Source organism: Paraburkholderia sp. J94 (assembly GCF_905220285.1).
Taxonomy (GTDB): domain Bacteria; phylum Pseudomonadota; class Gammaproteobacteria; order Burkholderiales; family Burkholderiaceae; genus Paraburkholderia; species Paraburkholderia tropica_A.
Window position 1 is genome coordinate 322319 of record NZ_CAJMZH010000008.1, and the last position, 25294, is coordinate 347612.

The 25294-nt window shown below is 66.7% G+C and carries 21 protein-coding genes and 1 tRNA gene; 8 read left to right on the forward strand and 14 right to left on the reverse strand.

Going from position 1 to position 25294, the window contains the following annotated elements:
* The first annotated feature begins 273 nt into the window (after nucleotides 1-273).
* The 4 genes from mreC (at nucleotide 274) to rodA (ending at nucleotide 5690) form a co-directional block, all read left to right on the forward strand.
* Nucleotides 274-1368 carry a rod shape-determining protein MreC gene (gene mreC / locus U4Y88_RS19460; protein WP_321785723.1) on the forward strand — a complete coding sequence of 365 codons (1095 nt, stop codon included), beginning with the start codon at nucleotides 274-276 and terminating at the stop codon, nucleotides 1366-1368.
* Nucleotides 1368-1880 (forward strand): rod shape-determining protein MreD, encoded by a 513-nt coding sequence (gene mreD, locus U4Y88_RS19465; protein WP_065061841.1) that lies wholly within the window; start codon nucleotides 1368-1370, stop codon nucleotides 1878-1880. Before mreC ends, mreD begins: the two co-directional genes overlap by 1 nt.
* 102 nt (nucleotides 1881-1982) lie before the next feature.
* Complete coding sequence (gene mrdA, locus U4Y88_RS19470; protein WP_321785725.1) at nucleotides 1983-4514, forward strand: penicillin-binding protein 2; 2532 nt, start codon at nucleotides 1983-1985, stop codon at nucleotides 4512-4514.
* Between the two features lie 9 nt (nucleotides 4515-4523).
* A complete protein-coding gene (gene rodA, locus U4Y88_RS19475; RefSeq protein WP_065061839.1) occupies nucleotides 4524-5690 on the forward strand; it encodes a rod shape-determining protein RodA in 1167 nt (388 codons plus the stop codon).
* A gap of 94 nt (nucleotides 5691-5784) precedes the next feature.
* Here the strand turns inward: rodA and U4Y88_RS19480 are convergent, their stop codons facing one another.
* The 10 genes from U4Y88_RS19480 to rsmB form a co-directional block, all read right to left on the reverse strand.
* Nucleotides 5785-6609 (reverse strand): tetratricopeptide repeat protein, encoded by an 825-nt coding sequence (locus U4Y88_RS19480; protein WP_321785727.1) that lies wholly within the window; start codon nucleotides 6607-6609, stop codon nucleotides 5785-5787.
* A complete protein-coding gene (locus U4Y88_RS19485; protein ID WP_321785729.1) occupies nucleotides 6606-7388 on the reverse strand; it encodes an HpcH/HpaI aldolase family protein in 783 nt (260 codons plus the stop codon). The genes U4Y88_RS19480 and U4Y88_RS19485 overlap by 4 nt, the downstream gene beginning before the upstream one ends.
* A 229-nt stretch (nucleotides 7389-7617) precedes the next feature.
* Nucleotides 7618-8061: a 6-carboxytetrahydropterin synthase QueD gene (queD, locus tag U4Y88_RS19490; RefSeq protein WP_110325590.1), complete on the reverse strand. Its 444-nt coding sequence runs from the start codon at nucleotides 8059-8061 to the stop codon at nucleotides 7618-7620.
* Between the two features lie 21 nt (nucleotides 8062-8082).
* Nucleotides 8083-8715, reverse strand: coding sequence for a 7-carboxy-7-deazaguanine synthase (gene queE, locus U4Y88_RS19495; RefSeq protein ID WP_321785731.1), 633 nt, complete (start codon nucleotides 8713-8715; stop codon nucleotides 8083-8085).
* A 185-nt stretch (nucleotides 8716-8900) separates the two neighbouring features.
* A complete protein-coding gene (queC, locus tag U4Y88_RS19500; protein WP_224012363.1) occupies nucleotides 8901-9635 on the reverse strand; it encodes a 7-cyano-7-deazaguanine synthase QueC in 735 nt (244 codons plus the stop codon).
* A 303-nt stretch (nucleotides 9636-9938) separates the two neighbouring features.
* A tRNA-Phe gene (locus tag U4Y88_RS19505) sits at nucleotides 9939-10014 on the reverse strand.
* A gap of 104 nt (nucleotides 10015-10118) precedes the next feature.
* Nucleotides 10119-10808 carry a response regulator transcription factor EsaR gene (gene esaR / locus U4Y88_RS19510; RefSeq protein WP_224012362.1) on the reverse strand — a complete coding sequence of 230 codons (690 nt, stop codon included), beginning with the start codon at nucleotides 10806-10808 and terminating at the stop codon, nucleotides 10119-10121.
* Nucleotides 10809-13235, reverse strand: a complete 2427-nt coding sequence (locus U4Y88_RS19515; protein WP_310631642.1) for a PAS domain-containing sensor histidine kinase — start codon at nucleotides 13233-13235, stop codon at nucleotides 10809-10811. It abuts the gene before it with no gap.
* A complete protein-coding gene (locus U4Y88_RS19520) occupies nucleotides 13225-13815 on the reverse strand; it encodes a DUF4390 domain-containing protein (protein WP_065061831.1) in 591 nt (196 codons plus the stop codon). The genes U4Y88_RS19515 and U4Y88_RS19520 overlap by 11 nt, the downstream gene beginning before the upstream one ends.
* Nucleotides 13812-15290, reverse strand: a complete 1479-nt coding sequence (gene rsmB, locus U4Y88_RS19525) for a 16S rRNA (cytosine(967)-C(5))-methyltransferase RsmB (RefSeq protein ID WP_321785733.1) — start codon at nucleotides 15288-15290, stop codon at nucleotides 13812-13814. The genes U4Y88_RS19520 and rsmB overlap by 4 nt, the downstream gene beginning before the upstream one ends.
* Nucleotides 15291-15509: 219 nt before the next feature.
* Between rsmB and U4Y88_RS19530 the strand changes: the two genes are divergently transcribed.
* A complete protein-coding gene (locus tag U4Y88_RS19530; protein ID WP_321785735.1) occupies nucleotides 15510-16664 on the forward strand; it encodes a hypothetical protein in 1155 nt (384 codons plus the stop codon).
* A 52-nt stretch (nucleotides 16665-16716) separates the two neighbouring features.
* On the opposite strand, the gene htpX is transcribed toward U4Y88_RS19530, so the two are convergent.
* The 4 genes from htpX to def form a co-directional block, all read right to left on the reverse strand.
* Nucleotides 16717-17568, reverse strand: a complete 852-nt coding sequence (htpX, locus tag U4Y88_RS19535) for a zinc metalloprotease HtpX (protein ID WP_310633541.1) — start codon at nucleotides 17566-17568, stop codon at nucleotides 16717-16719.
* 189 nt (nucleotides 17569-17757) lie between these two features.
* Nucleotides 17758-18405 (reverse strand): LysE family translocator, encoded by a 648-nt coding sequence (locus tag U4Y88_RS19540; protein WP_321785737.1) that lies wholly within the window; start codon nucleotides 18403-18405, stop codon nucleotides 17758-17760.
* Nucleotides 18406-18556: 151 nt separating this feature from the next.
* Entirely contained in the window at nucleotides 18557-19555 is a 999-nt protein-coding gene (gene fmt, locus U4Y88_RS19545) for a methionyl-tRNA formyltransferase (protein ID WP_321785739.1), read from the reverse strand.
* A gap of 56 nt (nucleotides 19556-19611) precedes the next feature.
* The gene (gene def / locus U4Y88_RS19550; protein ID WP_321785740.1) at nucleotides 19612-20115 is read right to left on the reverse strand and encodes a peptide deformylase; all 504 of its coding nucleotides are present in this window, start codon (nucleotides 20113-20115) and stop codon (nucleotides 19612-19614) included.
* A gap of 331 nt (nucleotides 20116-20446) precedes the next feature.
* On the opposite strand from def, the gene dprA reads away from it, so the two are divergent.
* The 3 genes from dprA (at nucleotide 20447) to U4Y88_RS19565 (ending at nucleotide 25255) form a co-directional block, all read left to right on the forward strand.
* Entirely contained in the window at nucleotides 20447-21781 is a 1335-nt protein-coding gene (gene dprA / locus U4Y88_RS19555; protein WP_415774466.1) for a DNA-processing protein DprA, read from the forward strand.
* A 79-nt stretch (nucleotides 21782-21860) separates the two neighbouring features.
* Entirely contained in the window at nucleotides 21861-22238 is a 378-nt protein-coding gene (locus U4Y88_RS19560; protein WP_321785741.1) for a thioredoxin family protein, read from the forward strand.
* A 374-nt stretch (nucleotides 22239-22612) separates the two neighbouring features.
* The gene (locus U4Y88_RS19565; protein ID WP_224013050.1) at nucleotides 22613-25255 is read left to right on the forward strand and encodes a DNA topoisomerase III; all 2643 of its coding nucleotides are present in this window, start codon (nucleotides 22613-22615) and stop codon (nucleotides 25253-25255) included.
* Nucleotides 25256-25294 lie beyond the last annotated feature (39 nt).

Genomic DNA, 25294 nt, shown 5'->3' on the forward strand with positions numbered 1-25294 from the left:
GATCCGGCGCCCCAGCTCTGGAACCTGGCGCTGAATGTGGTGTCACATCTGGCGCCGCATCTGGTGCGACTTATCGCGCCGCAGTGGGTGAAACTGTCGCTCGGTTGACGGTTCGGTGGCGGCAGCCCCTGCCCCGTTCCACCGTCCGCGCTGACCGTGCCGTTCGCGCCGCCCGTGTTGAGGCGGCGTTCGCGCCGCGCTTCACGGCCCGGCCGTCGCGCCGCCAGTTTCACCGTTAGTTTCACCGAACCGCTCACGCCCCCGGCGCCGACCATGGAATACAGTCCGCCGCCTCTGTTCAAACAAGGCCCATCGGCACTCGCACGACTGCTGTTCTTCGTCGTGCTGTCGATCGCGCTGCTCGTCTCCGACGCCCGCTTCAAGACGCTCGAAGTCGTGCGCGGCGTGCTCGGCGCGGGCCTCTATCCGTTGCAGCGCGCCGCGCTTGTGCCGCGCGACCTGTTCATGGGCGCCGCCGACCTCGCGGTCACGAGCGCCTCGCTGCGTCAGGACAACACGCAGCTGCACACGCGCAATCTCCAGCTCGCCCAGCAAGCCAACGAGGCGGCCTCGCTCGCGGCGGAAAACACGCATCTGCGCGCGCTGCTGCAACTGTCGCAGCGCATCGGCGCGCAGACCACGCCCGCTGAAATCCAGTACGACACGCGCGATCCGTTCACGCAGAAGGTCGTGATCGGCGGCGGCTCGCAACAGGGCGTGCAGAACGGCTCGCCCGTGGTGACCGAAGACGGCGTGATCGGCCAGATCACCCGCGTGTTCCCGATGCAATCCGAAGTCACGCTCGTGACCGACAAGGATCAGGCCGTGCCGGTGGAAATCGTCCGCACGGGCCTGCGCAGCGTGATTTACGGCACGGCGCGCGGCGATCTGCTCGATCTGCGTTTCGTGCCGATCAGCGCCGACGTGCAGGCCGGCGACGAACTCGTCACGAGCGGCCTCGACGGCGTGTATCCGCAAGGTCTGCCGGTCGCGAAGGTGCTGCGCGTCGACAAGCAGGCCGATACGGCCTTCGCGCGCGTGGTGTGCGTGCCGCTCGCGGCCGTGCGCGGCGCGCGTCAGGTGCTGGTGCTGCATGTCACGGCGCAACTGCCGCCGAATCCGGTGGAAGCCGCCGATGCCGCTGCCGCCGAAGCCGCGAAGGAAGCCAAGGAAGCGAAGAAGAAGGCCGCCAAGGGCGCTGACAAGAAAGCCGACACCAAGCCCGCCGCCAACGCCGGCGCGGGCGCAAGTGCGGCGGCCGCCACGAGCAACACCGCGCCCGCGAAATCGTCAGCACCCGCGCCCGCGCCTGCGAAATCGCCGGCACCCGCGCCGGCCAAGCCTGCCGCACAAGGGGGCAGTCACTGATGCCGCGTCCGCAATACATTCTTCAACCGGTCAATCCGTACTTCATCGCGTTCAGTCTCGCGGCGGCGTTCCTGCTGAACCTGCTGCCGTGGGGCAAGCTGCCCGGCGTGCCCGACTTCGTCGCGCTCGTGCTGCTGTTCTGGAACATCCATCAGCCGCGCAAGGTCGGCATGGGCATCGCGTTCTGCCTCGGCCTGCTGATGGACGTGCACAACGCCAATCTGCTCGGCGAACACGCGCTGGCCTACACGCTGCTCTCGTTCGGCGCGATCACGATCCACCGCCGCGTGCTGTGGATGTCGATCGGCCTGCAGATGTTCGCCGTCACGCCGCTGCTCGTGGGCGCGCAGGTCGTGCCGTTCGTGATCCGCCTGTTGATGGGCGCGTCGTTCCCCGGCTGGGGCTATCTGATCAGCGGTTTCGTGGAGGCCGTGCTGTGGCCGGTCACGAGCGTGCTGCTGCTGCTGCCGCAGCGCCGCCCCGTCGATCCCGACGACACGCGGCCCATCTGAGCGGCCGCGCGCCGCTCGCCGTTGCAAGACGCCCGATGACTCACTCTTCTTACCGGCCCGCCGCAGCGCTCGCGCGAGGCGCGGGCCTCGTCGCCTGATCGCATGACCGAATTCAAGGACACTCAGCAGCAGCTCACGAAGTTCCGCCTGCGCGTTGCGGCGGCGGGCCTGTTCGTGTTCGTCTGCTTCGGGCTGATCGCGTTCCGTTTCCTCTATCTGCAGGTCTGGAACCACAGCAAATACTCGCTGCAAGCGGACGAAAACCGCATCTCGGTCGCGCCGATCGTGCCGAACCGCGGCATCATCACCGACCGCAACGGCGTCGTGCTCGCGAAGAACTACTCCGCGTACACGCTCGAAATCACGCCGTCGAAGCTCACCGATACGCTCGACAACACGATCGACCAGCTTTCGACCGTGATCCCGATCGACGCGCGCGACCGCCGCCGCTTTAAGAAGCTGCTCGAAGATTCGAAGAACTTCGAGAGCCTGCCGATCCGCACGCGCCTCACCGACGACGAAGTCGCACGCTTCACCGCGCAGCGCTTCCGCTTCCCCGGCGTGGAAGTGCGCGCGCGCCTGTTCCGCCAATACCCGCTCGGTCCGACGGCCGCGCACGTGATCGGCTATATCGGCCGCATCTCGCAGCGCGACCAGGAACGGATCGACGACATGAGCGACAAGAACGACAGCGATCCCGAGCATTACGATCCGCGTCTCGATGCGAACAACTACAACGGCACCGATTACATCGGCAAGATCGGCGTCGAGCAGAGCTACGAAACCGAGCTGCACGGCCTGACCGGCTTCGAGGAAGTGGAAGTGACGGCGGGCGGCCGCCCGGTGCGCACGCTCTCGCGCACCCAGGCCACGCCGGGCAACAACCTCGTGCTGTCGATCGATATCGGCTTGCAGCAGGTGGCCGAGCAGGCTTTCGCGGGCAAGCGCGGCGCGCTCGTGGCGATCGAGCCGTCGACGGGCGACATTCTCGCTTTCGTTTCCGCGCCGAGCTTCGATCCGAATTCGTTCGTCGACGGCATCGACCAGCAAACCTGGGACGAACTCAACAACTCGCCCGATCACCCGCTGCTCAACCGTCCGCTGCACGGCACCTATCCGCCGGGCTCGACCTACAAGCCGTTCATGGCGCTCGCCGCGCTCACGCTGCACAAGCGCACGCCGCAATGGGGTTTCTCGGACCCGGGCTACTACATGTTCGGCGGCCACCGCTTCAACAACGACGTGCGCTCCGGCCAGGGCTGGGTCGACATGAACAAGGCGATCATGGTGTCGAACGACACCTACTTCTTCATGCTCGCGCACGACCTGGGCGTGGATGCCATCGCCAACTTCATGAAGCCGCTGGGCTTCGGCCAGCTCACCGGCATCGACATTTCGGGCGAGGCGCGCGGCATCCTGCCCTCGACCGAATGGAAGAGGAAGGCCTATCGCAAGCCCGAGCAGCAGAAGTGGTACGAAGGCGAGACCGTCAGCCTCGGCATCGGTCAGGGCTACAACTCGTTCACGATCCTGCAACTCGCGCACGCCACGGCCACGCTCGCCGATAACGGCATTCTGATGAAGCCTCACCTCGTGAAGGCCATCGAGAACCCGATCACGAAGGCCGAACATCTGACCGTGCCCGCCGAAAGCGGACGGCTCGACGTGAAGCAGGCCGATATCGACGTCGTGAAGCGCGGCATGGAAAACGTGACGATGAACCCGTCGGGCACCGCGTATCAGCTGTTCCGCAACGCTCCGTACACCTCGGCGGGCAAGACCGGCACGGCGCAGGTGTACTCGCTGCAAGGCGCGAAGTATCAGGCGCACGCGGTCGCCGAGCATCTGCGCGACCACGCGCTGTTCACGGCCTTCGCGCCCGCCGACAAGCCCACGATCGCGCTCGCGCTGATCGTCGAAAACGGCGGCTGGGGTGCGCAGTCGGCGGGTCCGATCGCGCGCCGCGTGCTCGATTACTGGCTCGTCGACCGCCTGAAGCCGGGTGCGGAACAGGCGGCCGTGGCCGCTGCCGCGTCGGCGACGCAGGACGCGTCCGCGCCCGTGATCGGCGGCGAGGCGCAAGAGGCGTCGGGTGTCGCGGGCGCCGCGGGTGCATCCGGCGCTGCCGCCGCCTCGGGCGCGAGCGGCGCTTCGGCTGCCGCGCCCGCCAGCGCGCCCGTGTCGAGCGTGAAGGTGGCCGCAGGCTTCACGCCGCTGCCCTTCCCCGGCGCGGCGTCGGCGGCTGAAGCGGCATCGGCCGCTGCGGCGGCTTCGGCTGCCGCCAGCGCCGAGACGGCGTCGAACGCCTCCGCCGCGAGCGGCGCGCGCGCGCCGGCCGCGCCGCAAGCCAAACCCGCCGCGCCCGGCAACACCGCCAGCCCGCGCGCCAATGCAGGCAATAGCGCGGGCAACAGCGCAGGCACCGGCACGAACGCCGATAGCGTCAATAGCGCCGACGCCGTGAACGGCGGCACCTCGGTCGCCGACGACGGCGCCGCCGCGCGTCCCGCCGCCGCCTCGCTGCCGCGCCATTTCGGCCCCGGCCCGCATCGTCCGCGCCGCCATGCGGGCGAGTCCGGCAACGCCACGCTCGCGCCGCCGCCCAAGGCCGCCACGGGCAACGCCGACGAGTAAGGACACACCATGCCTCTCCTCCAGTTCGACAAGATCGACAAGCGCGCCGTGCTCGACACGCTGCGCAAGATGTTCCTGGGCTTCGATCGCCCGCTCGCGCTCACGGTGTTTCTGCTGCTGTGCGTGGGCATCGTCACGCTGTACAGCGCGAGTCTCGATGTGCCGGGCCGCGTCGAAGACCAGCTGCGCAACATCATGCTCACCTTCGTGCTGATGTGGGTGCTCGCCAACGTGCCGCCCAATACGCTGATGCGTTTCGCGGTGCCGATCTACACCTTCGGCATCGCGTTACTGATCGCGGTCGCGCTATTCGGGCTCACCCGCAAGGGCGCGAAACGCTGGATCAACGTGGGCGTGGTCATTCAGCCGTCGGAGATTCTCAAGATCGCCACGCCGCTGATGCTCGCCTGGTATTACCAGCGCCGCGAGGGCGTCACGCGCTGGTACGACTTCGTGGTGGGTTTCGCGATCCTGCTCGTGCCGGTCGCCCTGATCGCCAAGCAGCCCGACCTCGGCACCGCCGTGCTGGTGTTCGCCTCGGGCGTGTTCGTGATTTATTTCGCGGGGCTCTCGTTCAAGCTGATCGTGCCGGTGCTGATCGCGGGCGTGATCGCGGTGGCCTCGATCGCGGCGTTCCAGGACAAGATCTGCCAGCCGCAGGTCAACTGGCCGCTGATGCACGACTACCAGAAGCACCGCATCTGCACGCTGCTCGACCCGACCTCCGACCCGCTCGGCAAGGGTTTCCACACGATTCAGGCCGTGATCGCGATCGGCTCGGGCGGGCCGCTCGGCAAGGGCTGGCTCAAGGGCACGCAGTCGCACCTGGAGTTCATCCCCGAGAAGCACACCGACTTCATTTTCGCGGTGTTCTCGGAAGAATTCGGCATGGCGGGCGGCATCGTGCTGCTCACGCTCTACATGTGTCTGATCGCGCGCGGGCTCTATATCGCGGCCAACGGCGCGACGCTGTTCGGGCGATTACTGGCCGGTTCGCTGACGATGGCGTTTTTCACCTACGCGTTCGTGAACATCGGCATGGTGAGCGGCATCCTGCCCGTGGTGGGCGTGCCGCTGCCGTTCATGAGCTACGGCGGCACCGCGCTGACGACGCTCGGCATCGCGATCGGGCTGATCATGAGCGTCGGGCGCCAGAAGCGGTTGATGCAAAGCTGATCGCACCGCAAAAAACGCAGAAAGCAAAACGCGCCGGTTCTCACCGGCGCGTTTGTCATTTCTGGGCGCGAATTAGCGTGGATTCACGACGACTTCACTGCGGCTGCGCGGGCGCGGACTTCATCAATTGCTCGCTCAACTGCTGAAACTTGAGGCGCGCCACCGGATCGCCCTGCGCCGCCGCCGCCGCGTAGTACGCGCGCGCGACGTTGAGGTTCTTCGGCACGCCGTCGCCGCCGCGTTCGTAGAACGAGCCGGTCACGTATTGCGCGGTCATGTCGCCGCCCTCGGCCGCCTTCTTGTACCAGTAGAACGCCTGCTTGTTGTCGCGCGTGGTGCCGCGTCCGTCGAGGAACTGGTTCGCGAGCGCGAGTTCGGCCTGCACGTGGCCCTGCTTCGCGGCCTTCAGGAACCACTGATGCGCCTCCACCGGATTGCGCTCGACGAAGTCACCGTCGTCGTACATTTTTCCGTACACGTATTGCGCGTGGGACATGTTCGCGTCGGCGGCCTTGCGCAGCCACTTGCGGCCTTCGCTCACATCGGCGGGACCGCCCTCGCCGTTCACGAGCATCATCGCGTAGTTGAATTCGGCGAGCCGGTTGCCGCGCGCCGCCGCGGCCTGGAACTCCTTGCGCGCGGCCGCGAGATTGCCCGCGTTGTAGTCGGCGACGGCGCTGGCCGTCTGCGGATCGTCTTCGGCGCCCGCTGCGGCGGTTGAAATCGCGGGCTTTGCTGCGGATTTTGTGGCGGGCTTCACGTCCTGCTTCGCGTCCTGCTTCGCGTCCTGCTTCGCTTCCACCTTCGCACCGTTATCGGCCGCGAACGCCGCGCTGCCGAAGCAAGACACCGCGAGCATCACCGACGTCGCCAACGCGATCCGCGCCGCACACTCGCCCCATCCCTTCGGACGCCTCATGAGCGCGCCTCCTGCAAGGCCTGGCGCGTGGCGCGCACGAGCCAGATCACGTCGGCGGCCAGCGCGATAAACGAGAAACCCATCTCGCGATACTGCTTCGCCTGCGCCGCGTCCATCGCGAAGATGCCCGCCGCCACGCCCGCAGCACGCGCCGCGGCGACGATGCGCGTCATCGCGGCCACCACGTCCGGGTGCTTCGAGTCGCCGAGATGGCCGAGGCTCGCCGCGAGATCCGCAGGCCCGACGAACAGGCAATCGACGCCCGGCACCGCCGCGATCTGCTCGACCTCGGCCAGCGCCGCCGCCGATTCGATCTGCACGAGCGTGGCGATCTGCGCATTCGCGCCGTGCAGATAGTCGCGCCGCATGCCGTAGGCCGCCGCGCGCACCACGCCCGCGACGCCGCGCTGACCGTCCGGCGACTGCGCGTCGGGATAGCGCGTGGTGCTCACCGCGCGCGCCGCTTCGGCCGCCGAGGCAATATTCGGGAACATCACCGTGCGCGCGCCCGCGTCGAGCACGTGCTTGACGAGCCACGGCTCGTTCGCCGCCACGCGCACCACGGGCTCGGTCGGCAGATGCGCCGCCGCGATCGCGCGCAGTTGCGCGATGGTGTCGCCGCTGTCGTTGGGCGTGTGCTCCATGTCGATCAGCAGCCAGTCGAAGCCGGCGTGCGCGAGCGCTTCGGCGGCCGTTTCGCTGCCCATCGACAGCCATAGCCCATACAGCGGCTCGCCGTCCTTGAGGCGTTCCTTGAGGGGATTGGTGAAGGTACTCATCGCCGTGCTCCCGGCGAGCGTGCGCGATGCGCGCGTCACGCGCGGGCCTCGTGGCCCGGCGGCGCGGCAGCCGGCAAGTCTCGCTCCGTTGTGTTGTCGGGCCGCGCGAGCTGCGCAGGCCTTGCCGGAGCGATCATACCGCGACAAAAGTAGGCGGGGACGGACGGAAAACCCGTCTTGCGCGGCGCGCGCGGGCGCCGGCGGAGATCAGCGGAGGATCAGCGGAAAATCAGTCGCGGACGACTTCGGCCCAGCAGTTGGGCGTTTCGTACAGGCGCACCTTGTGCAGCTGCAGGTTCACGCCGTAATGCGCGTCGTACACGTTGGCGAGGATCTCGAACGCGATGGCCGCGAGATTTTCCACGGTCGGGATGCGGTCGATCACGACGGTCTTGTGGCCCGGCAGCGTTTCGAGGAAGCCGCGCACCTGCGTGTCGCCTTCGAAGACGAGGAACGCGTGGTCCCACAGATCGACGAGATGCTGGTTCGCGAGCGACTTCACATCGGCGAAATCCATCACCATGCCGCGGTCGGGCGCGCCTTCCGTCTCGACGGTGTCGCCCTGCAGCGTGATTTCGAGCACGTAGCGATGGCCGTGCAGGTTACGGCACTGGCTGCGGTGGTCGGGGATGCGGTGACCCGCGTCGAATTCGAGTTTTCGGGTGATCGTCAGCACGGCGCTTCCGGGGCAAATTCAGGGAATGTTCAGGTACTTGTGCGTCTGCATCGAGAGGCGCCATTGCGGATGACGCTTGCACCAGTCGATGGCGAGCTTCGTGTTCAGGTCGCGCGACGGACCGTCCATCGGCTGCACGAGAAAATACTCGAAATCGAGCTTCGCGTAGTCGGCCAGACGCTGGTTGTCCTGCGGCACCACGACCTTGAGCTCGTTGCCTTTGGTGACCACGAGCGGCGCGTCGGCCTTCGGGCTCACGCAGATCCAGTCGATGGTGTCGAGCACCGGCAGCGAGCCGTTGGTTTCGATGGCGATCTCGAAGCCCGCCGCGTGCAGCGCATCGACGAAAGGCGGGTCGATCTGCAACATGGGCTCGCCGCCCGTGCAGACCACGAAGCGGTTGTTCTCGCCTTCGGGCCACAGCGACGCGATCTTCGCGACCAGTTCCTCGGGCGTGCGGAATTTGCCGCCGTTCTCACCGTCGGTGCCGACGAAATCCGTGTCGCAGAAACGGCATTGCGCCGACTCGCGATCTTCCTCGCGGCCCGACCACAGATTGCAGCCGGCGAACCGGCAGAACACGGCCGGACGCCCGGCGTTCGCGCCTTCGCCCTGCAACGTGTAGAAAATTTCCTTTACCGCGTAAGTCATGCTGCTGCCTGATATCGACTCGGGGCTCGTGGGGAGCCGTCATGATGGCGGGCGCTCATCGAGCTTTTCAGCTCGCTCGTCGCGTCGCGAGGCGCGCCGCCCGTGCGCCGCTTCGCTCTTGCCGCGTTCCAAATGCCGCGCAGTCTGTTAGAGCACTGCCTGCGCGGCGCGCGCCCGTCGTCGGATCAGACCGGCGCTTCCGTTACGTTCTCGCCCGCGAGATAAGCCTCGTAGCCGCGCTTGCGCAGCTTGCATGCCGGGCATTCGCCGCAGCCAAAGCCCCATGCGTGCAGCTCGGCGCGCTCGCCGACGTAGCAGGTATGCGTTTCCACGCGCACCAGCTCGACGAGCGCTTCGCCGCCGAGCGTTTCGGCCAGACGCCACGTGTCGGCCTTGTCGAGCCACATGAGCGGCGTTTCCAGCACGAAGCGGCTGTCCATGCCCAGATTGAGCGCGACCTGCAGCGCCTTCATGGTGTCGTCGCGGCAGTCGGGATAGCCCGAAAAATCCGTCTCGCACATGCCGCCGACGAGCACCTTGAGCCCGCGTCGATACGCGATCGCGGCGGCGATCTGCATGAACATCAGGTTGCGGCCCGGCACGAAGGTGTTCGGCAGGCCGTTCGCGGCCGTTTCGATCTCGATTTCGCGCGTCATGGCGGTGTCGCTGATCGAGCCGAGCACGGAGAGGTCGATCGTGTGATCGTCGCCGAGGCGCTGGCCCCACTCGGGGAACGTGCTCGCGACCGCGGCGCGAAAGCCCTCACGGCATTCCAGTTCGACGCGATGACGCTGGCCGTAATCGAAGCCGAGCGTCTCGACGGTATCGTAGCGGTCGAGCGCCCAGGCGAGGCACGTTGCCGAGTCCTGGCCGCCGGAAAACAGCACGAGCGCGCCGTTCCTGGTTTCTGTTCGAGTCACCGTGAAACTCCGTGTGTGAGGTTCCGCGCGGTCGCAAGCTGTCGAAACCCGCCGGGCGGACCGGCTCGATCCGGCGCCGGCCCATGCAGTATAGGGCGCGCCCTCCCGAGGGGTATCGGCGCCACTTTATACCGCTCATTAGCCCTGATTGCGCGCGCTGGCGTCTGCCCGAGGCGCAGATCGTGCGTCTCTGCGCGCTCTGTGCACATCGTGCAACCGCACAGACCACAATCACGCCGGGCGATTCGCGCCCTCCAATGAAAAAGCCCCAGGAATCGTACGATCTCCTGGGGCTCTGCATTCTGGTGGCCTGGGTCGGAATCGAACCAACGACACGCGGATTTTCAATCCGCTGCTCTACCAACTGAGCTACCGGGCCAACGAAGAAGGGAAATTATAGAGAGCTTTCCAGCGTTGCGCAAGCCCTTTCTCAAAAGATTCTGAAAAAGGGCGGGCACGAAGCCAGCAGCCGGGGCGGTCGCGTTATTCGCCCTTGCTCTTGCCGAGGTCGACGCCCAGCTGCTTGAGCTTGCGATACAGGTGCGTGCGCTCCAGACCGGTTTTCTCGGCCACGCGCGTCATGCTGCCGTTCTCGCGCGCGAGGTGATATTCGAAGTACGCGCGCTCGAACGCGTCGCGCGCGTCGCGCAACGGAATGTCGAACGAGATCGAAGCCGTCTGCGCCATGCTGACGCCCGCCACGCCGTCCGCTCCCAGCACCGGCAGCGCCGCCGCCGAGGCCACCACGGCCGGGCCGCCCGCCACCGGCTTCGCGCCAGGCGCGCCCCCGGCCGGCACCGGCGCGGCGGTGCCGCGCGCGAGACCCTGCTCGACCGCCTTCAGCAGCTTCTGCAGCGCGATCGGCTTTTCGAGGAAGTTGAGCGCGCCGATCTTGGTCGCCTCGACCGCCGTGTCGATGGTCGCGTGTCCCGACATCATGATGACCGGCATCGAGAGCTGGCCTTGCGCGGCCCACTCCTTGAGCAGCGTAACGCCGTCGGTGTCGGGCATCCAGATATCGAGCAGCACCAGGTCAGGCACCTGACGCTGACGGAATTCCCGCGCCTGTTGCGCGTCCTCCGCGAGCTCCACGACGTGTCCCTCGTCGCTGAGGATCTCCGAGAGCAATTCCCGGATGCCCATTTCATCGTCTACCACCAGGATGGTTGCCATTTACGCTGCCCTTGTCTGCACTGTTGCTTTTGATCCCTGCTCAGCTGTAACGCTTGAACGTGCGTTTCCGTTGGCGTCCGGGTCGACGTCATCGGCGAGCTGGAGAAAGAGAATCGATATCTGCGCGCCTTCTATCACATCGCCCGCTTTCATGCGATTGCGAATGTCGATGCGCGCGCCGTGCTCGTCGACGATCTTCTTGACCATCGCAAGCCCGAGTCCTGTTCCTTTGGCCTTGGTCGTCACGTAGGGTTCAAAGGCACGCGTGAGGATGCGTGCCGGAAAACCCGGACCATTGTCCGAGACCGTGAGCCGCACCGCGACGCGCGTGTGGCCCTCTGCATCCGCATCGCCGTATTCTACGGCCCGCGTTTCGAGCGTCACACGCGGCTGCGCCACATCGGCCACGGCGTCCTGCGCATTCTGCAGGAGGTTGTGGATGACCTGGCGCAATTGTGTCGCGTCGCCGCGTATCACGGGCAACGAAGAGAGCTCGACCTTGATCGCGCTCTTGCCTTCTTCCGCGCCGTAAAGCGTGAGCACTTCGCTCACGAGTTCGTTCAGCTGCAGGCTCGCGAGCACCGCCGGCGGCGTGCGCGCATAGTCGCGGAAGTTGTCGACCATCTGCTTCATGGCCGCGACCTGATTGACGATGGTGGTCGCGCCGCGCTTGAGCACTTCGGCGTCCGAGGGCGCGAGCTTGTCCGAGAGCTTCATTTGCAGGCGCTCGGCGGACAGCTGAATCGGCGTGAGCGGATTCTTGATCTCGTGCGCGAGACGCCGCGCGACTTCGCCCCATGCGACCGAGCGCTGCGCGGAGATCACGTCGGAGATGTCGTCGAACACCACGACGTAGCCCGAGGTCTGCATGTCGCCCGCGTCGCGGCCCGTGTCGGAGACGAGCCGCGCGCCGCGCACGAGCAGCGTCAGCGGATCGGTCTCGCCCGGCACGGGCACCGAGAACTGCTGCTGCCAGTGGCCGCGATCGACGCCGCCGTTGTCGCCGCCCATGCGCGACGCTTCCTGATCGGCGAAGGCCTTGCGCACCATCGCCGCGAAGTCGCCGAGCGCGGCCACATGATCGATCGGCAAGCCCACCTGCGTCTGGAACGGATGACGGAAGATGCGTTCCGCACCGGGGTTCGCCGTGGTCAGGCGGAACTGACGGTCGAACACGAACACGCCTGCCGTGAGATTCGCGAGGATGCTTTCGAGATACGCCTTCGAATGTTCGAGCGCGACGCGGTTCTTCTCCACGGCCTGGCGCGCCTCGGAAAGCTGACGCGTCATCGCGTTGAACGACTGCGTGAGGAAGCCCAGTTCGTCGCGCGACTTGATTTCGCGCTTCGGCGTGTAGTCGCCCTCGGCCACTTCCTTCGTGCCCTGCGCGAGCAGGAACAGCGGCCGCGCGAGCTGGTTGCCGAGCGCGAGCGCGAGCATCATCGCGACGAAAGTCGCGAGGAACAGCGCGAGCGTGAGCGTGCCGATGTACATCTTGCGCAGGCCCGTGCGGCCGAGCGCCTTTTCCTGGTACTCGCGATAGGCGCGCTGCACGGCGTCGGCGTTGCGCGCGAGCGCGGCGGGCACCGGCTGTTCGAGCTGCAGGAAGCGTTCGGCGGGTTGTAGATCGGTCGTGTTGCCATCGGGGATGCGCGTGACCACGCGCAGCCGCAACGCGCCCTTCGGGCCATGCAGATGCGGATCGCCGTCGACTTCGCCTTCGATCGCCGCGTAGCCGCGCCCGCGCGCCTGATCGATCATCAGCGTGGTGGGCAAGTCGGCCGGCATCAGCGAGGAGAAGTTGCTCGACGCCTGCGCGACCACGTGCATGTCCGGCGCCGCGCCCGACATGCTGCGCACCGGCTCGACGATGGTCGCGTCCTGCACGCCGAACTGGTCGCGCGCGCGCAGCAGCGTGAGCGTCGTGCCCGCGGCGTCGCCGCTCGCGATCTGCTCGGCCATCAGACGCGCCTTGGTTTGCAGGTCGGACAGCGAAGCGTCGAGCATGCCGCGCCCGAGATTGAGGCCCGCCGTGAGCGCGGTTTCCACGTTCACGTCGAACCACGATTCGATCGAGCGCGACACGAACTGATACGAGACGATGTAGATGATGCCGCCCGGCACCACGCCCACGAGCGCGAAGAAGAACGCGAGCTTGGCGAGTAATCGCGTGCCGAACTTGCCGCGCCGCAAACGCACGACGATCACGATGACGAGCGCCGTGACCACCGACATGAAGACGATCGCGACGCCGATATTGGCCGCGTAAAGCCAGCCGTAGTAGCGGTCGAAGAATTCGGTGTTGGCGCTCGCGGCGGCGAGCAGCACGAGCAGCAGCGCGGCGGTGAACGCGACCGTCGACACCAGCAGTCGGACGACGAAGCTGCTGACACTGCCTCCGGTGGCGCGGCGCACGTTATTTAGCACGTTCGGTCACCGTGAAGCTGAAGCGCTTCCAGTCGGAAGCAAGGTTCCAGTCGCGGTTGTTGACCGCGTCGATCTGGAAAGGCTTGGGCATGAGCGCGACGTCGAGCTGCATGCGCACCGAAGCCGTGTAGGTCTCGCCCGGATGCACCTGGTTACGCTCGATCACGTGCCACGACGTGACGTGCTTGATGACCGCGAGCGCATCCGCCAGCGTCGAAAAGCCGAGCTGGAGACCGCCGCTCGATACGCGGTATTCGCGCGTGAGCGGCTGAAACGAGAGGCGAATGCTTTGCGACACGCTCACGGGTTGTTCGTCGAACCAGTACCAGCGCGGGCGCGTGAGTTCGAAATCGGTGGTGAAGTAGAGCGGAATGCCCTTGTTGACCGCGTCTTCCAGGCTGCTGTTGAGATCGAAATCGAAGCGGGCGTCGAGGCTCCAGCCGGAACCGTCGGCCTGCAACGAGGCGCGCTGCACCGAGATCGAATCGGCGCGCGCCGGCGCGGCGGCCATGAAGCCAAAGAACAACGCGACCCAGAGCAGGGCCGCGAAGCGCAGCGGGAAGAAGCGTTTGATGGTCACCGTTTCTGGAAGCGCGCGTAGAAGAATCCGTCGTGATCTGCGGGGCGATCGGCCGGCGCGCCGTCGGCCGCAGCGGGCAACAGTTGCCCCGGCGCGTCCAATCGTACCGCATCCGCGTGGCTGCTTTCAAACCAGGCCGCCTGCGCCTCGCCTTCCTCGGGGAACAGCGAGCAGGTCACGTAGAGCAGTTCGCCGCCGGGCTTGAGCAAACCCCACAGCGCCTCGACGATGCGGCGCTGCTCCTGCGCGAGCGCGGCGATGTCGCTCGCGCGGCGCAGCCAGCGAATATCGGGATGACGCCGCACGATGCCCGAGGCCGAGCACGGCACGTCGGCGAGAATGCGGTCGAACAACTGGCCGTCGCCTTCATCGTCGAACCACGCTTGCGGCTCGCCCGCGTCGCCAATCACCACGCGCGCGTGGCGCAGCGGATGCGCGGCATCGTCCTGCGCGAAGCCGAGACGCGTGAAGTTTTCGCCGATGCGCGACGCGCGCGACGCGTCGCTCTCCAATGCGATCAGGTCGATGTCGGCGAGTTCGAGCAGATGGCCGCTCTTGCCGCCGGGCGCCGCGCACGCATCGAGCACGCGCATGCCGTCGCGCACGCCGAGGATGTCTGCCGCGATCTGCGCGCCCGCGTCCTGCACGGACACATCGCCCGCGAAAAAGCCCGGAATGCGATCGACGGGCAGCGGCGCGGCCAGCCGCACGGCGTGCGTGCCGATCTGCGTCGCGGCGATGTTTTCGTCGGCGAGGCGCTGCACGTAGTCGGCGGCGCTCGTGCGGCGCGCGTTCACGCGCAGCGTGAGCGGACCGTGCGTGTTGCCCGTGGCGAGAATCGCTTCCCATTGCGCGGGCCACGCTCGGCGCACCGCGTCGATCCACCATTGCGGATAGTTCCAGCGCGCGACTTCGTCGGCTTGCGCGGCGGCCAGCGCCTGTTCGCGCTCGCGCAGGAAACCGCGCAGCACGGCGTTCACGAGTCCCTTCGCAAAACCGGTTTCGCGGCGCGCGCCGACCGCGCGCACGGCCTGATCGACGACCGTGAACGGCGTGTAGGCGGCGTGCGCCTCGTCGTCGACGAGCAGGGCGAACGCGCAGGCCAGCAGGTTCGTCACATGGGCCGGCGGCGCCTTGCTCACGCGCTGCTTGATCAGCCAGTCGACCGTGCCGAGGCGGCGCATCGTACGGTATGCGATGTCCTGCACCGCGCCGCGCGCGACCGAGGCCAGCTCGTGCGGCAACGAGGCGAACACGCTCGACAGTGCGGCGGGCAACGCCGCGCCGGCCCGCACCGCGCCGACGGCTTGCGCGGCCTGATCGAGCGCGAAGCCGAGCGAGTCGGGGGCCAGATGCACGGGCGGCAGCGCCGCTGGCGCGCCGGACTGCCGGGCGGGCGAAGCGGAACGCGTGGAACGGCCTGCGCGAGTCTGGCCGGCTTTGCCGGACGGGCGGCGGGAATGGCTGGATGTCATGGGAAAACCGGATCCGAGCCGCGTGGTGCGGCGTACGAGCATAAGCAAATCACAAGCAAGCCATTGTAGCGTGGCGTGGGCGCAACGCTGATCATGCGGCACAGGGGACGCGGGAAGGACGGGTAAAGCGCGGCGGTCGAGCACTAGAGAACCGCCGATTTCGCCTGAGATTCCGCTGCAAAATGGCAAGCGCCCCCGCCACGACCCGTGAAGGCCGCCATGAAACTGTTCGGGAAAAAATTCGATCTCGTGTTCCTGGTCGGCGTCGTGGTGTTCGCGGTGCTCGGGCAAGGCCCCCAAAAGCTGCTCGCGCCATTCTGGGACTACAGCAGCTATAGCGCCGCGCTCATGCGTTTCAACCAGGGCGGCGACCCGTACGGCGTGCCCGCCTCCGAGTTTCCGCTGGTCTATCCGCCGATCTTCCTGAATCTGCTTGCGAAGGTGCCGTTTCTCACCGTCTATCTGCTGTTCACCCTCGCGACGCTCGCGTACGTGGTCTATAGCGTGCGCAAGTCGGACTTCGTCTGGCCCGCCACCGTGGGCTTTCTCGCGGGCGGCGCCGGCGTGGGTGCGCTGCTCACGGCCAATTTCGCGATCTTTTCGCACCTGCTGATCGTCGCGCTGCTGTACTCGGCGTCGCGCAGCGAGCGCCGCGCAGTGCTCGGCTATGCCGTGGCCGCGCTGGTCATCGTGCTGTTCGCGTCGATCAAGATTTACTTCGCGGCTTACGCGCTCGTGTTCCTGTTTCTGCCGAACGGCATCCGCTACTTCTTCGCCATCCCGATTTGCGTCGCGTGCGTGGACGCCGCGCAAATGCTGCTGGAGCCGCAGTTGTGGGCCGCGTTCGAAACCCGCCTGCGCTGGCAAGTGATCACGCAGCACGACTCCGGCCTCGTGCTCTCAGGCATCCTGCAACAGCGCGTCGAGAGCCTCTCGGCGATCGAGGACGTGCTGATCCACGAAGCCATCGTCGTCGCGCTATTCCTTTATGGGATCAATCCGCTGCGCGAGCCGCGCACGCTGGCGTTCAACGACGTATCGGGGAAGCTGTTCTACGTGATCGCCTTCGCGATCATCCTGAATCCGCGTTTGAAGGAATACGACATCGGCGCGCTGTTCGCGTGCTGCTATATCTCGCTGTTCCAGAGCACGCGGCCCGAGGATCGCGCTCAACGTGTGATCGCCTACGTCGTGCCGGTTGCGTTCGCGGCGGCGTGGTTCATGTCGCGGCTCACGCATGTCTTCCTCTTCCTCGACCTGATGTGGATCCTGAGCGTCTACGGTCTCTTTCTCGCCATCTCGATGCGTCAGCGCGCCTTGCGCAAGCTCGGCCACAGGAGCCCGCCGCCGCACATCGGGATCTCGCAGGCATAAAAAAACGCCTCAAAAGAGGCGTTTTTCGTGATTGCGCGCGAACGCGCCCGGCTTAGCGCTGGCCCGACGCCATCTCCATCAGACGGCGGATGCGTTCTTCCGTGGCCGGGTGCGTGCTGAACAGATTCTGGATGCCGCCGCCCGAAAGCGGATTCATGATCATCATCTGCGCGGTGGCCGGATGCTGCTCGGCTGCGGCGAACGGAATGCCCTGCGCGTAGCGATGGATCTTGTCGAGCGCCGACGCCAGCGCCTGCGGATCGCCCGAAATTTCCGCGCCGCCGCGGTCGGCCTCGAATTCGCGCGCGCGCGAAATGGCCATCTGGATCAGCGCGCCCGCGATCGGCGCCAGCAAAGCGACGGCGATGCCCGCAATGGGGTTGGTCGGACGGCCGTTCTCGTCGCGGCCGCCGAAGATCATCGCGAAATTGGCGAGCGCCGAAATCGCGCCGGCCATGGTGGCCGAGATCGTCGAAATGAGAATGTCGCGGTGCTTCACGTGCGCGAGTTCGTGCGCCATCACCCCGCGCATCTCGCGCTCGGACAGCACGCGCAGAATGCCCGTGGTGGCCGCCACCGCAGCGTGCTCGGGATTGCGGCCCGTGGCGAACGCGTTGGGCGCGTCTTCGTTGATGAGGTAGACGCGCGGCATCGGCAGATTCGCGCGCGCGGCCAGATCGCGGACCATGCGGTAGAACTGCGGCGCCGTGGTCTCGTCGACTTCCTGCGCGTTGTACATGCGCAGAACCATCTTGTCCGAGAACCAGTACGAGAAGAAGTTCATGCCGAGCGCGATCACGAGCGCGAACATCATGCCGCTGCGCCCGCCGATCAAACCGCCAATCGCGATGAACAGGGCCGTAATCGCGGCCATCAACATCGCGGTCTTGACCCAGTTGAACATGTGCTGTGCTCCTTCACCCAGTGGGGATCAAATCGTTGGACGCCCGCCGCTCGACTTTCCCTGAGGGACAGGTCGCGGCAGCGAGCGCATTGTAAGCGATCTGTTAGATATGGGCGGGTGCGAAAAATTCAATCTCCGCGCGCGGGCAAACCGGCGCGCGAGCGAGCGCCCCGAAGCCGGTGCGTGCGCTCAGCGCGTGGTGGTGGCCAGCTTCACACCAAGCCCGACGAACGCCGAGCCAACCGTGCGGTCGAGCCACTTCTTGATACCCGGCTTGCCGGAGACGCGCTGCGTGACGCTGCCCGCGATCCAGGCGACGAAGCTGTTCCAGACCCAGCTCATCAGCACGAACACCGCGCCGAGCGTGAGGAACGCGAGCACCTTGTACGGGCTCGTCACGCTCACGAACTGCGGGAAGAACGAGACGAAGAACAGCACGACCTTCGGGTTCAGCACGTTGGTCCAGAAGCCCGAGAGGAACAGCTGGCGCAGCGGACGCGGCGCGGCCGAACGCGGCTCGTTGGCTTGAGCCGCGGCGGCCTTGGCTTCGCTTTTTGCAAAGATCAGGCGCACGCCGAGATAGACCAGATAGCAGGCCCCCACCAGCTTGATGACCGTGAACGCGGTGGCCGACGCCGCCAGCAGCGCCGTGAGACCGAACGCGCAGGCGAGCGCGTGCACGCAGCAGCCCGCCGAGATACCGAGCGCCGACACCAGGCCGGCGCTGCGGCCCTGCGCGACGCTGCGGCCGACGATGTACGCGGTGTCCGGGCCGGGCGTGACGTTCAGGAGAAAAACCGCGACCACGAAGAAGCCGAAATGGGTGATGCCGAACATGACTGTCTCTGCCAAAACGATGAAGAAATAGCGCACGAACGCAGCCGCGCGGGACTCGCACGGGACGCGAAGCGACCACCGATTCTAACGCGCGCGGCGTGGCGCGCGTCACCTGGCCGAACGGATGACTGGCGCGCGAACGCGCCCGAATTTACGCTGCGGAGGTGTCGGGCAACGCGAAGCGCTGGCCCGCCGTAAGCGGCATGCCGGCCAGGAATTCGCGCGCGGGCAGGCGCTTGCCGCCCGGCTTTTGCAACTGCGTGAGGCGCAGCGCGCCTTCGCCGGACGCCACCACCACGCCGGCGGGCGAAACGTCGAGAATCTGGCCCGGCGCGGCGCCTTCGGGCAGCGTCACGCCGTCGGCCGGTTCGGCGGCCCACAGCTTGAGCTGCGCGCCGTCGAGCGTGGCCGCGCCGCCCGGGAACGGGTCGAACGCGCGAATCTGGCGCGCGAGCGCAACAGCGGGGCGGCGGAAATCGAGTGCGGCTTCGTGCTTGCCGATTTTTTCGGCGTAAGTCACGCCATCGGTAGGCTGCGGCGTCAGCGGCAACTGGCCGGTGCGCTCGAGCTGCGTGAGCCAGTCCACCACCAGTTGCGCGCCCAGATTCGCGAGGCGGTCGTGCAGCGTCGCCGTGGTGTCGGTGGGCGTGATCGGCGTGCGCACTTCCGAGATCATCGCGCCGGTGTCGAGGCCCGCGTCCATCTGCATCAGCGTGATGCCGGTCTCGGCGTCGCCGGCCTCGATCGCGCGATGGATCGGCGCGGCGCCGCGCCAGCGCGGCAGGATCGAGGCGTGAATGTTGATGCAGCCGTCCGTCGGAATGTCGAGCACTTCCTGCGGCAGGATCAGGCCGTAGGCGGCCACCACCATGACGTCGTGCGGCGTCGCGCGCAGCAGGTCGATCGCCTCGGCGGCTTCCTGCGGGTACTTGCCCGCGCGGCGCAGCGAAGTGGGCTGCGCGACGGCGATGCCATGCTCCTGCGCGTAACGCTTGACCGGGCTCGCCTGGAGTTTCATGCCGCGTCCGGCGGGCCGGTCGGGCTGGGTCAGCACGAGCGGCACGGGAAAGCCCGCCTCGTGAATGGCGGCGAGCGCCGAGGCGGCGAATTCCGGCGTACCGGCGAAGATCACGCGAAGAGAGTGGCTCATGGGCACAAGCGAATACGGGGTGAAACAGTGAAGCGCACGACGGGCGTGCGCGGCGCTTACATCGCGCGTTCGAGCTTCTTCATCTTGCTCTTGATGCGCGTCTGCTTGAGCGACGAGAGATATTCGACGAACACCTTGCCCATCAGGTGATCCATCTCGTGCTGGATGCACACGGCGAGCAGGCCGTCGCAGTCGACCTCGTAGCTCTCGCCCTTCTCGTTGAGGGCGCGCACGCGCACTTTCTCGGCGCGTTCGACTTCGTCGTAGATGCCCGGCACCGAGAGGCAGCCCTCTTCGTGCACTTCGCGCTCGTTGCTCGCCCAGACGATTTCCGGGTTGATGAACACCTGCAGCTGGTCGTGCGTATCGGACACGTCGATCACCACGACGCGCTCGTGCACGTCCACCTGGGTCGCGGCGAGGCCGACGCCCGGCGCCGCGTACATCGTCTCGGCCATGTCGCCGACGAGCTTGCGGATGCGGTCGTTGACCACTTCGACCGGCTTGGCGACCTTGTGCAGGCGCTTGTCCGGGTAATGAAGAATATTCAGTAGAGCCATGATTTCACGGTTTCTCGTTGGGCGGCAGGCCGCGCCGATGTTGCGGATCGCGCGCGGATTGGCCGTTCGGCCAGCTTGCGGGCCCAGTACAGGATACGGAGGATATACGGACAAAACGGCCGGATTCAATGCGCGGGCCGCCTCGGGCAGCCAGCGCCGCGCCGCTCGCGCACTCGCACAGGCCAACGCGGCCGCGCAAGGGCGATGCCTCGCTGCGGCGCGTCGCGGCAGCGTCTCAGAGATCGCCTCAATGAGCGCCGCCTACAAATTTCGGATGGTGAAAATTTTAACACGACGGGCTGCGCTTCGCCCGCCCACGGGAGAATCGCCGATGCTCGACACCTTGCCGCCCGTTACGCGGCCAGATACGTCGCCACTTACGTCGCCACTTACGTCGCCCGATGCGTCGCCGCTGGCGCCGTTGCCGCTCGCCGCGGACGAATTGCATGCCTGGCTGCGTCTCGCCACTGCGCGCGGCCTGAAGCCCGCCGCGCTGCGCGCGTTGCTCGGCGCGTTCGGCCTGCCGCAGCAGGTGCTCGCGCAACCATTCAACGCGCTCGCGGCGGTGGCGGGCAGCGCGGCGGCGCAGGCCGTGCTTGCCGCGCCGTCCGCCGGTTTCGCGCAGCAGGCCGATGCCGTGCGCGACTGGTGCGCGCAGCCCGGCAACGCGCTCGTGACGCTGGCCGATCCCGCCTATCCGCCGCGCCTGCTGACGATGACCGATCCGCCGCCGCTGCTCTACGTGAAGGGCCGGCTGGACCTGCTGCATGCGCGTAGCGTCGCGGTGGTGGGCAGCCGCAGCGCCACGCCTCAGGCCGTCGAGGACGCAGCGCGCTTTGCCCGCACGCTCGCGGCGGCAGGAGTGACTGTCGTTTCGGGGCTCGCGCTCGGTGTGGATGGGGCCGCGCATCGCGGTGCGCTCGACGAGCGCGGCGGCACCGTTGCGGTGATCGGCACGGGCGCCGATCTCGTCTATCCCGCCGTGCATCACGCGCTCGCCGCGCAGATCGCCACGCACGGCGCGATCGTCTCCGAATCGTCGCTCGGCACGCCCGCGCGCTCGGCCAATTTCCCGCAGCGCAACGGCGTGATCGCGGCGCTCGTCGAAGGCGTGGTCGTGATCGAGGCGGCGATGCGCTCGGGCTCGCTCATCACCGCGCGGCTCGCGAACGAAATGGGCCGCGACGTGTTCGCGCTGCCCGGCTCGATTCACGCGCCGCTCACGCGCGGTTGTCATCGGCTGATCAAGCAGGGGGCGCAGTTGGTGGAAACGCCGGAGGAGGTGCTTGAGGCGCTGGGTTTTATCGCACCGATGGCGGCGGCGGCAGCAGTGAAAACCTCGCGAGCGCCCGCCAAAAAGCGGGAAAAGCGCGGCAGTGAAGCAACGCGCTCTCCGCCGACGAGCGTCGCAAACCAGATCGCCTTGCCGCTGGATCCAGCACCGCACGCTGAACCGCCCGCACGTCCGCCAGCACCCGATCGTCTCGACGCCGACGCCCGGACCTTGCTCGCCGCCCTCGGCCACGCGCCCGCCACCCTTGAAATCCTCGCGCAACGCACCGACATGGCCGAAGCGCTGCTCCAGGCCACGCTGCTGCGGCTCGAACTGGCCGGCCACGTGAGCGCGCTGCCCGGCGGCTGGTTCGCGAGGGCGTCTCACTGCTAGCGGCGCGCCGTGTTACATTCGCGCCAAATGCACCGCCCCACGCATTGCCTCTATATAGAAGAGAACGCAAGGAACGACCATGCCCGCGCTTGACCTCGACACCGACGCCGACCAGATCGCCGAGCGCGTCGCCGACCGCGACACGCTGTTCGTCGCGTGTCTGTGCGCCGAGTGGTGCGGCACCTGTCGCGACTATCGGGCGACCTTCGACCGCATCGCCGACGCCCATCCCGAGATCTGCTTCGCGTACATCGATATCGAAACCCACGCCGACCGCTTCGACGACCTCGACGTGGAAAATTTCCCGACCATCCTGATCGAAGACAGCCACGCCACGCGCTTCTTCGGCACGGTGCTGCCGCATGGCGCCGTGGTCGAGCGCATGCTCGCCGACCTCACCGCGTTGCCGGGTGTCGCCGACGCGCCGAAGCTGCGCCCCGCGCTACTCGAAGCGTGACGCAAGCTTGATCGGCACGTGACGGTCAGCGCGCACGCAAACGCATCGCGCCCCGTTGGCAACGCGCTGTGAGCGCGCCGTGCCGCCGGTCTCACGATTGACTTTGCGCCCGCTCAGGTTCGCCGTCTGCGCCACATCGCCGCCTTACGGCCCGCTTGCCCGCCGCCGCGCCGCGCCCTTATGATTGGCGCCCGAAAAAGCCGCAGCCAGCGGCGCGCGGTCGGCAACAACCGATGACACGAAAATCGCCACCGCCGCGCCATGTGCTATAAAGCGGTCGTTAACGAGGCGCCCCCAGGGCGCGACGGCCCCGCCACCGCGAGTCACCTGGCATAGACGGGGCGCCCACCGGATACACCCACACACAATCAGTCATGTCCAAAGCTCTGATCATCGCCGAGAAGCCATCCGTCGCGAACGACATCGCGCGCGCTCTGGGCGGATTTACCAAGCATGACGAGTACTACGAGAGCGACGACTACGTGCTCTCGTCGGCGGTCGGCCACCTGCTGGAGATCGCCGCGCCCGAGGAGTACGAGGTCAAGCGAGGCAAATGGAGCTTCGCGAACCTGCCCGTCATCCCGCCCCACTTCGACCTGAACCCGATCGCCAAGAGCGAATCGCGGCTCAAGGTGCTCACGAAGCTGCTCAAGCGCAAGGACGTCACGAAGCTGATCAACGCCTGCGACGCGGGGCGCGAGGGCGAACTGATCTTCCGCCTGATCGCGCAGCACGCGAAGGCGAAGCAGCCCGTGCAGCGCCTCTGGCTCCAGTCGATGACGCAGCAGGCGATCCGCGACGGCTTCGCGAACCTGCGCAGCGACGACGACATGCTGCCGCTGGCCGACGCCGCGCGCTGCCGCTCGGAAGCGGACTGGCTCGTCGGCATCAACGGCACGCGCGCCATGACGGCCTTCAACAGCAAGGGCGGCGGCTTCTTCCTGACCACGGTCGGTCGCGTTCAGACGCCAACGCTCTCGATCGTCGTCGAACGTGAAGAGAAAATCCGCCGTTTCGTGCCGCGCGATTACTGGGAAGTGCGCGCCGAATTCGTCTGCGCGGGCGGCTTCTACGAAGGCCGCTGGTACGACCCGAAATTCAAGAAGGACGAGCACGATCCTGAAAAGCGCGACTCGCGTCTCTGGAGCGTGCCGGCCGCCGAAACCATCGTCGCCGCCTGCCATGGCCGCGAAGGCACGGTCACGGAAGAGTCGAAGCCGTCCACGCAGCTCTCGCCCGCCCTCTTCGACCTGACGAGCCTGCAGCGCGAAGCCAACGGCCGCTTCGGCTTTTCGGCCAAGAACACGCTCGGCCTCGCCCAGGCGCTGTACGAAAAGCACAAGGTGCTCACCTATCCGCGTACCGATTCGCGCGCGCTGCCTGAGGACTACCTCAGCACCGTGAAAGAGACGATGGAGATGCTCAAGGAGAGCAACAACTACCTGCCGTTCGCCAAGCAGGCGCTCGACAAGGGTTGGGTGAAGCCGAACAAGCGCATCTTCGACAACTCGAAGATCAGCGACCACTTCGCAATCATCCCGACGCTGCAGGCGCCGAAGAATCTGTCGGAGCCGGAGCAGAAGCTGTACGACCTCGTCGTGAAGCGCTTCCTCGCCGTGTTCTTCCCGGCGGCGGAATACCGCGTCACCACGCGTATCACCGAAGTCGCGGGCCATCACTTCAAGACCGAAGGCAAGGTGATGGTCGAGCCGGGCTGGCTGCAGATCTATGGCCGCGACACGAGCGGCGAAGACGCCAACCTCGTGCCGGTGAAGAAGGACGAGAAGGTCAAGACCGACAAGATCGCCGCGCACCAGCTCGTGACGAAGCCGCCCGCACGCTACAACGAAGCGACGCTGCTCTCGGCGATGGAAGGCGCGGGCAAGCTCGTCGACGACGAAGAACTGCGCGAGGCGATGGCCGCCAAGGGTCTCGGCACGCCGGCCACGCGCGCGGCGATCATCGAAGGTCTGCTCGGCGAAAAGTATCTCGTGCGCGAAGGCCGCGAGCTGATTCCCACGGCCAAGGCATTCCAGCTGATGACGCTGCTGCGCGGCCTCGGCGTGGAGGAACTGACCGCGCCGGAACTCACGGGCGAGTGGGAATACAAGCTTTCGCAGATGGAGCGCGGCAAGCTTCCGCGCGACGCGTTCATGCAGGAAATCGCCCGCATGACGCAGACCATCGTCAAGCGCGCGAAGGAATACGACTCGGACACCATTCCGGGCGACTACGCCACTCTGGAAACGCCGTGTCCGAATTGCGGCGGTCAGGTGAAGGAAAACTACCGCCGCTTCGCGTGTACGAAGTGCGAGTTCTCGATTTCGAAGATTCCGGGCGGCCGTCAGTTCGAGATTCCCGAAGTCGAGGAACTGCTGCAGAACAAGACGATCGGTCCGCTGTCGGGCTTCCGCAGCAAGATGGGCCGTCCGTTCTCGGCCATCCTCAAGCTGTCGTTCGACGACGAGATCAAGAACTTCAAGCTCGAATTCGACTTCGGCCAGGATCAGGGCACGGAAGACGGCGAAGCGCCCGACTTCTCGCAGCAGGAGGCGGTCGGCGCGTGTCCGAAGTGCAAGGGCCGCGTGTTCGAGCACGGCATGAGCTACGTCTGCGAAAACTCGGTGGCGAATCCGAAGACCTGCGACTTCCGCTCGGGCAAGGTGATTCTCCAGCAGGAAATCGCGCGCGAGCAGATGGCCAAGCTGCTGACCGAAGGCCGCACCGACCTGCTGACGAACTTCAAGTCGTCGCGCACGGGACGTAACTTCAAGGCCTTCCTCGTGAAGCAGCCGGACGGCAAGATCGGCTTCGAGTTCGAAAAGAAGGAACCGAGCGCGAAGACGGCGGCCAAGACCGCGGCGAAGAAGTCCGCCGCGAGCGCCGACGCCGCCAACGATGCCGCCGAAGGCGCGGAAGAAACCGCCAAGCCGGCCCGCAAGACGGCGGCCGCGAAGGCTGCGCCCGCACGCAAGACCGCGGCGAAGAAGACTGCCGCGCGCAAGACGGGTTCTTAAGCGCGGATCGCCCGCGTCGCGCGCCGTTCAGGCTTGCGG

Bases quoted from the DNA above. Each gene is read 5' to 3' on its own strand.
- mreC (WP_321785723.1), top strand. From the start codon at position 274: ATGGAATACAGTCCGCCGCCTCTGTTCAAACAAGGCCCATCGGCACTC.
- mreD (WP_065061841.1), top strand. From the start codon at position 1,368: ATGCCGCGTCCGCAATACATTCTTCAACCGGTCAATCCGTACTTCATC.
- mrdA (WP_321785725.1), top strand. From the start codon at position 1,983: ATGACCGAATTCAAGGACACTCAGCAGCAGCTCACGAAGTTCCGCCTG.
- rodA (WP_065061839.1), top strand. From the start codon at position 4,524: ATGCCTCTCCTCCAGTTCGACAAGATCGACAAGCGCGCCGTGCTCGAC.
- U4Y88_RS19480 (WP_321785727.1), bottom strand. From the start codon at position 6,609: ATGAGGCGTCCGAAGGGATGGGGCGAGTGTGCGGCGCGGATCGCGTTG.
- U4Y88_RS19485 (WP_321785729.1), bottom strand. From the start codon at position 7,388: ATGAGTACCTTCACCAATCCCCTCAAGGAACGCCTCAAGGACGGCGAG.
- queE (WP_321785731.1), bottom strand. From the start codon at position 8,715: ATGACTTACGCGGTAAAGGAAATTTTCTACACGTTGCAGGGCGAAGGC.
- esaR (WP_224012362.1), bottom strand. From the start codon at position 10,808: ATGGCAACCATCCTGGTGGTAGACGATGAAATGGGCATCCGGGAATTG.
- rsmB (WP_321785733.1), bottom strand. From the start codon at position 15,290: ATGACATCCAGCCATTCCCGCCGCCCGTCCGGCAAAGCCGGCCAGACT.
- U4Y88_RS19530 (WP_321785735.1), top strand. From the start codon at position 15,510: ATGAAACTGTTCGGGAAAAAATTCGATCTCGTGTTCCTGGTCGGCGTC.
- htpX (WP_310633541.1), bottom strand. From the start codon at position 17,568: ATGTTCAACTGGGTCAAGACCGCGATGTTGATGGCCGCGATTACGGCC.
- U4Y88_RS19540 (WP_321785737.1), bottom strand. From the start codon at position 18,405: ATGTTCGGCATCACCCATTTCGGCTTCTTCGTGGTCGCGGTTTTTCTC.
- fmt (WP_321785739.1), bottom strand. From the start codon at position 19,555: ATGAGCCACTCTCTTCGCGTGATCTTCGCCGGTACGCCGGAATTCGCC.
- def (WP_321785740.1), bottom strand. From the start codon at position 20,115: ATGGCTCTACTGAATATTCTTCATTACCCGGACAAGCGCCTGCACAAG.
- dprA (WP_415774466.1), top strand. From the start codon at position 20,447: ATGCTCGACACCTTGCCGCCCGTTACGCGGCCAGATACGTCGCCACTT.
- U4Y88_RS19560 (WP_321785741.1), top strand. From the start codon at position 21,861: ATGCCCGCGCTTGACCTCGACACCGACGCCGACCAGATCGCCGAGCGC.
- U4Y88_RS19565 (WP_224013050.1), top strand. From the start codon at position 22,613: ATGTCCAAAGCTCTGATCATCGCCGAGAAGCCATCCGTCGCGAACGAC.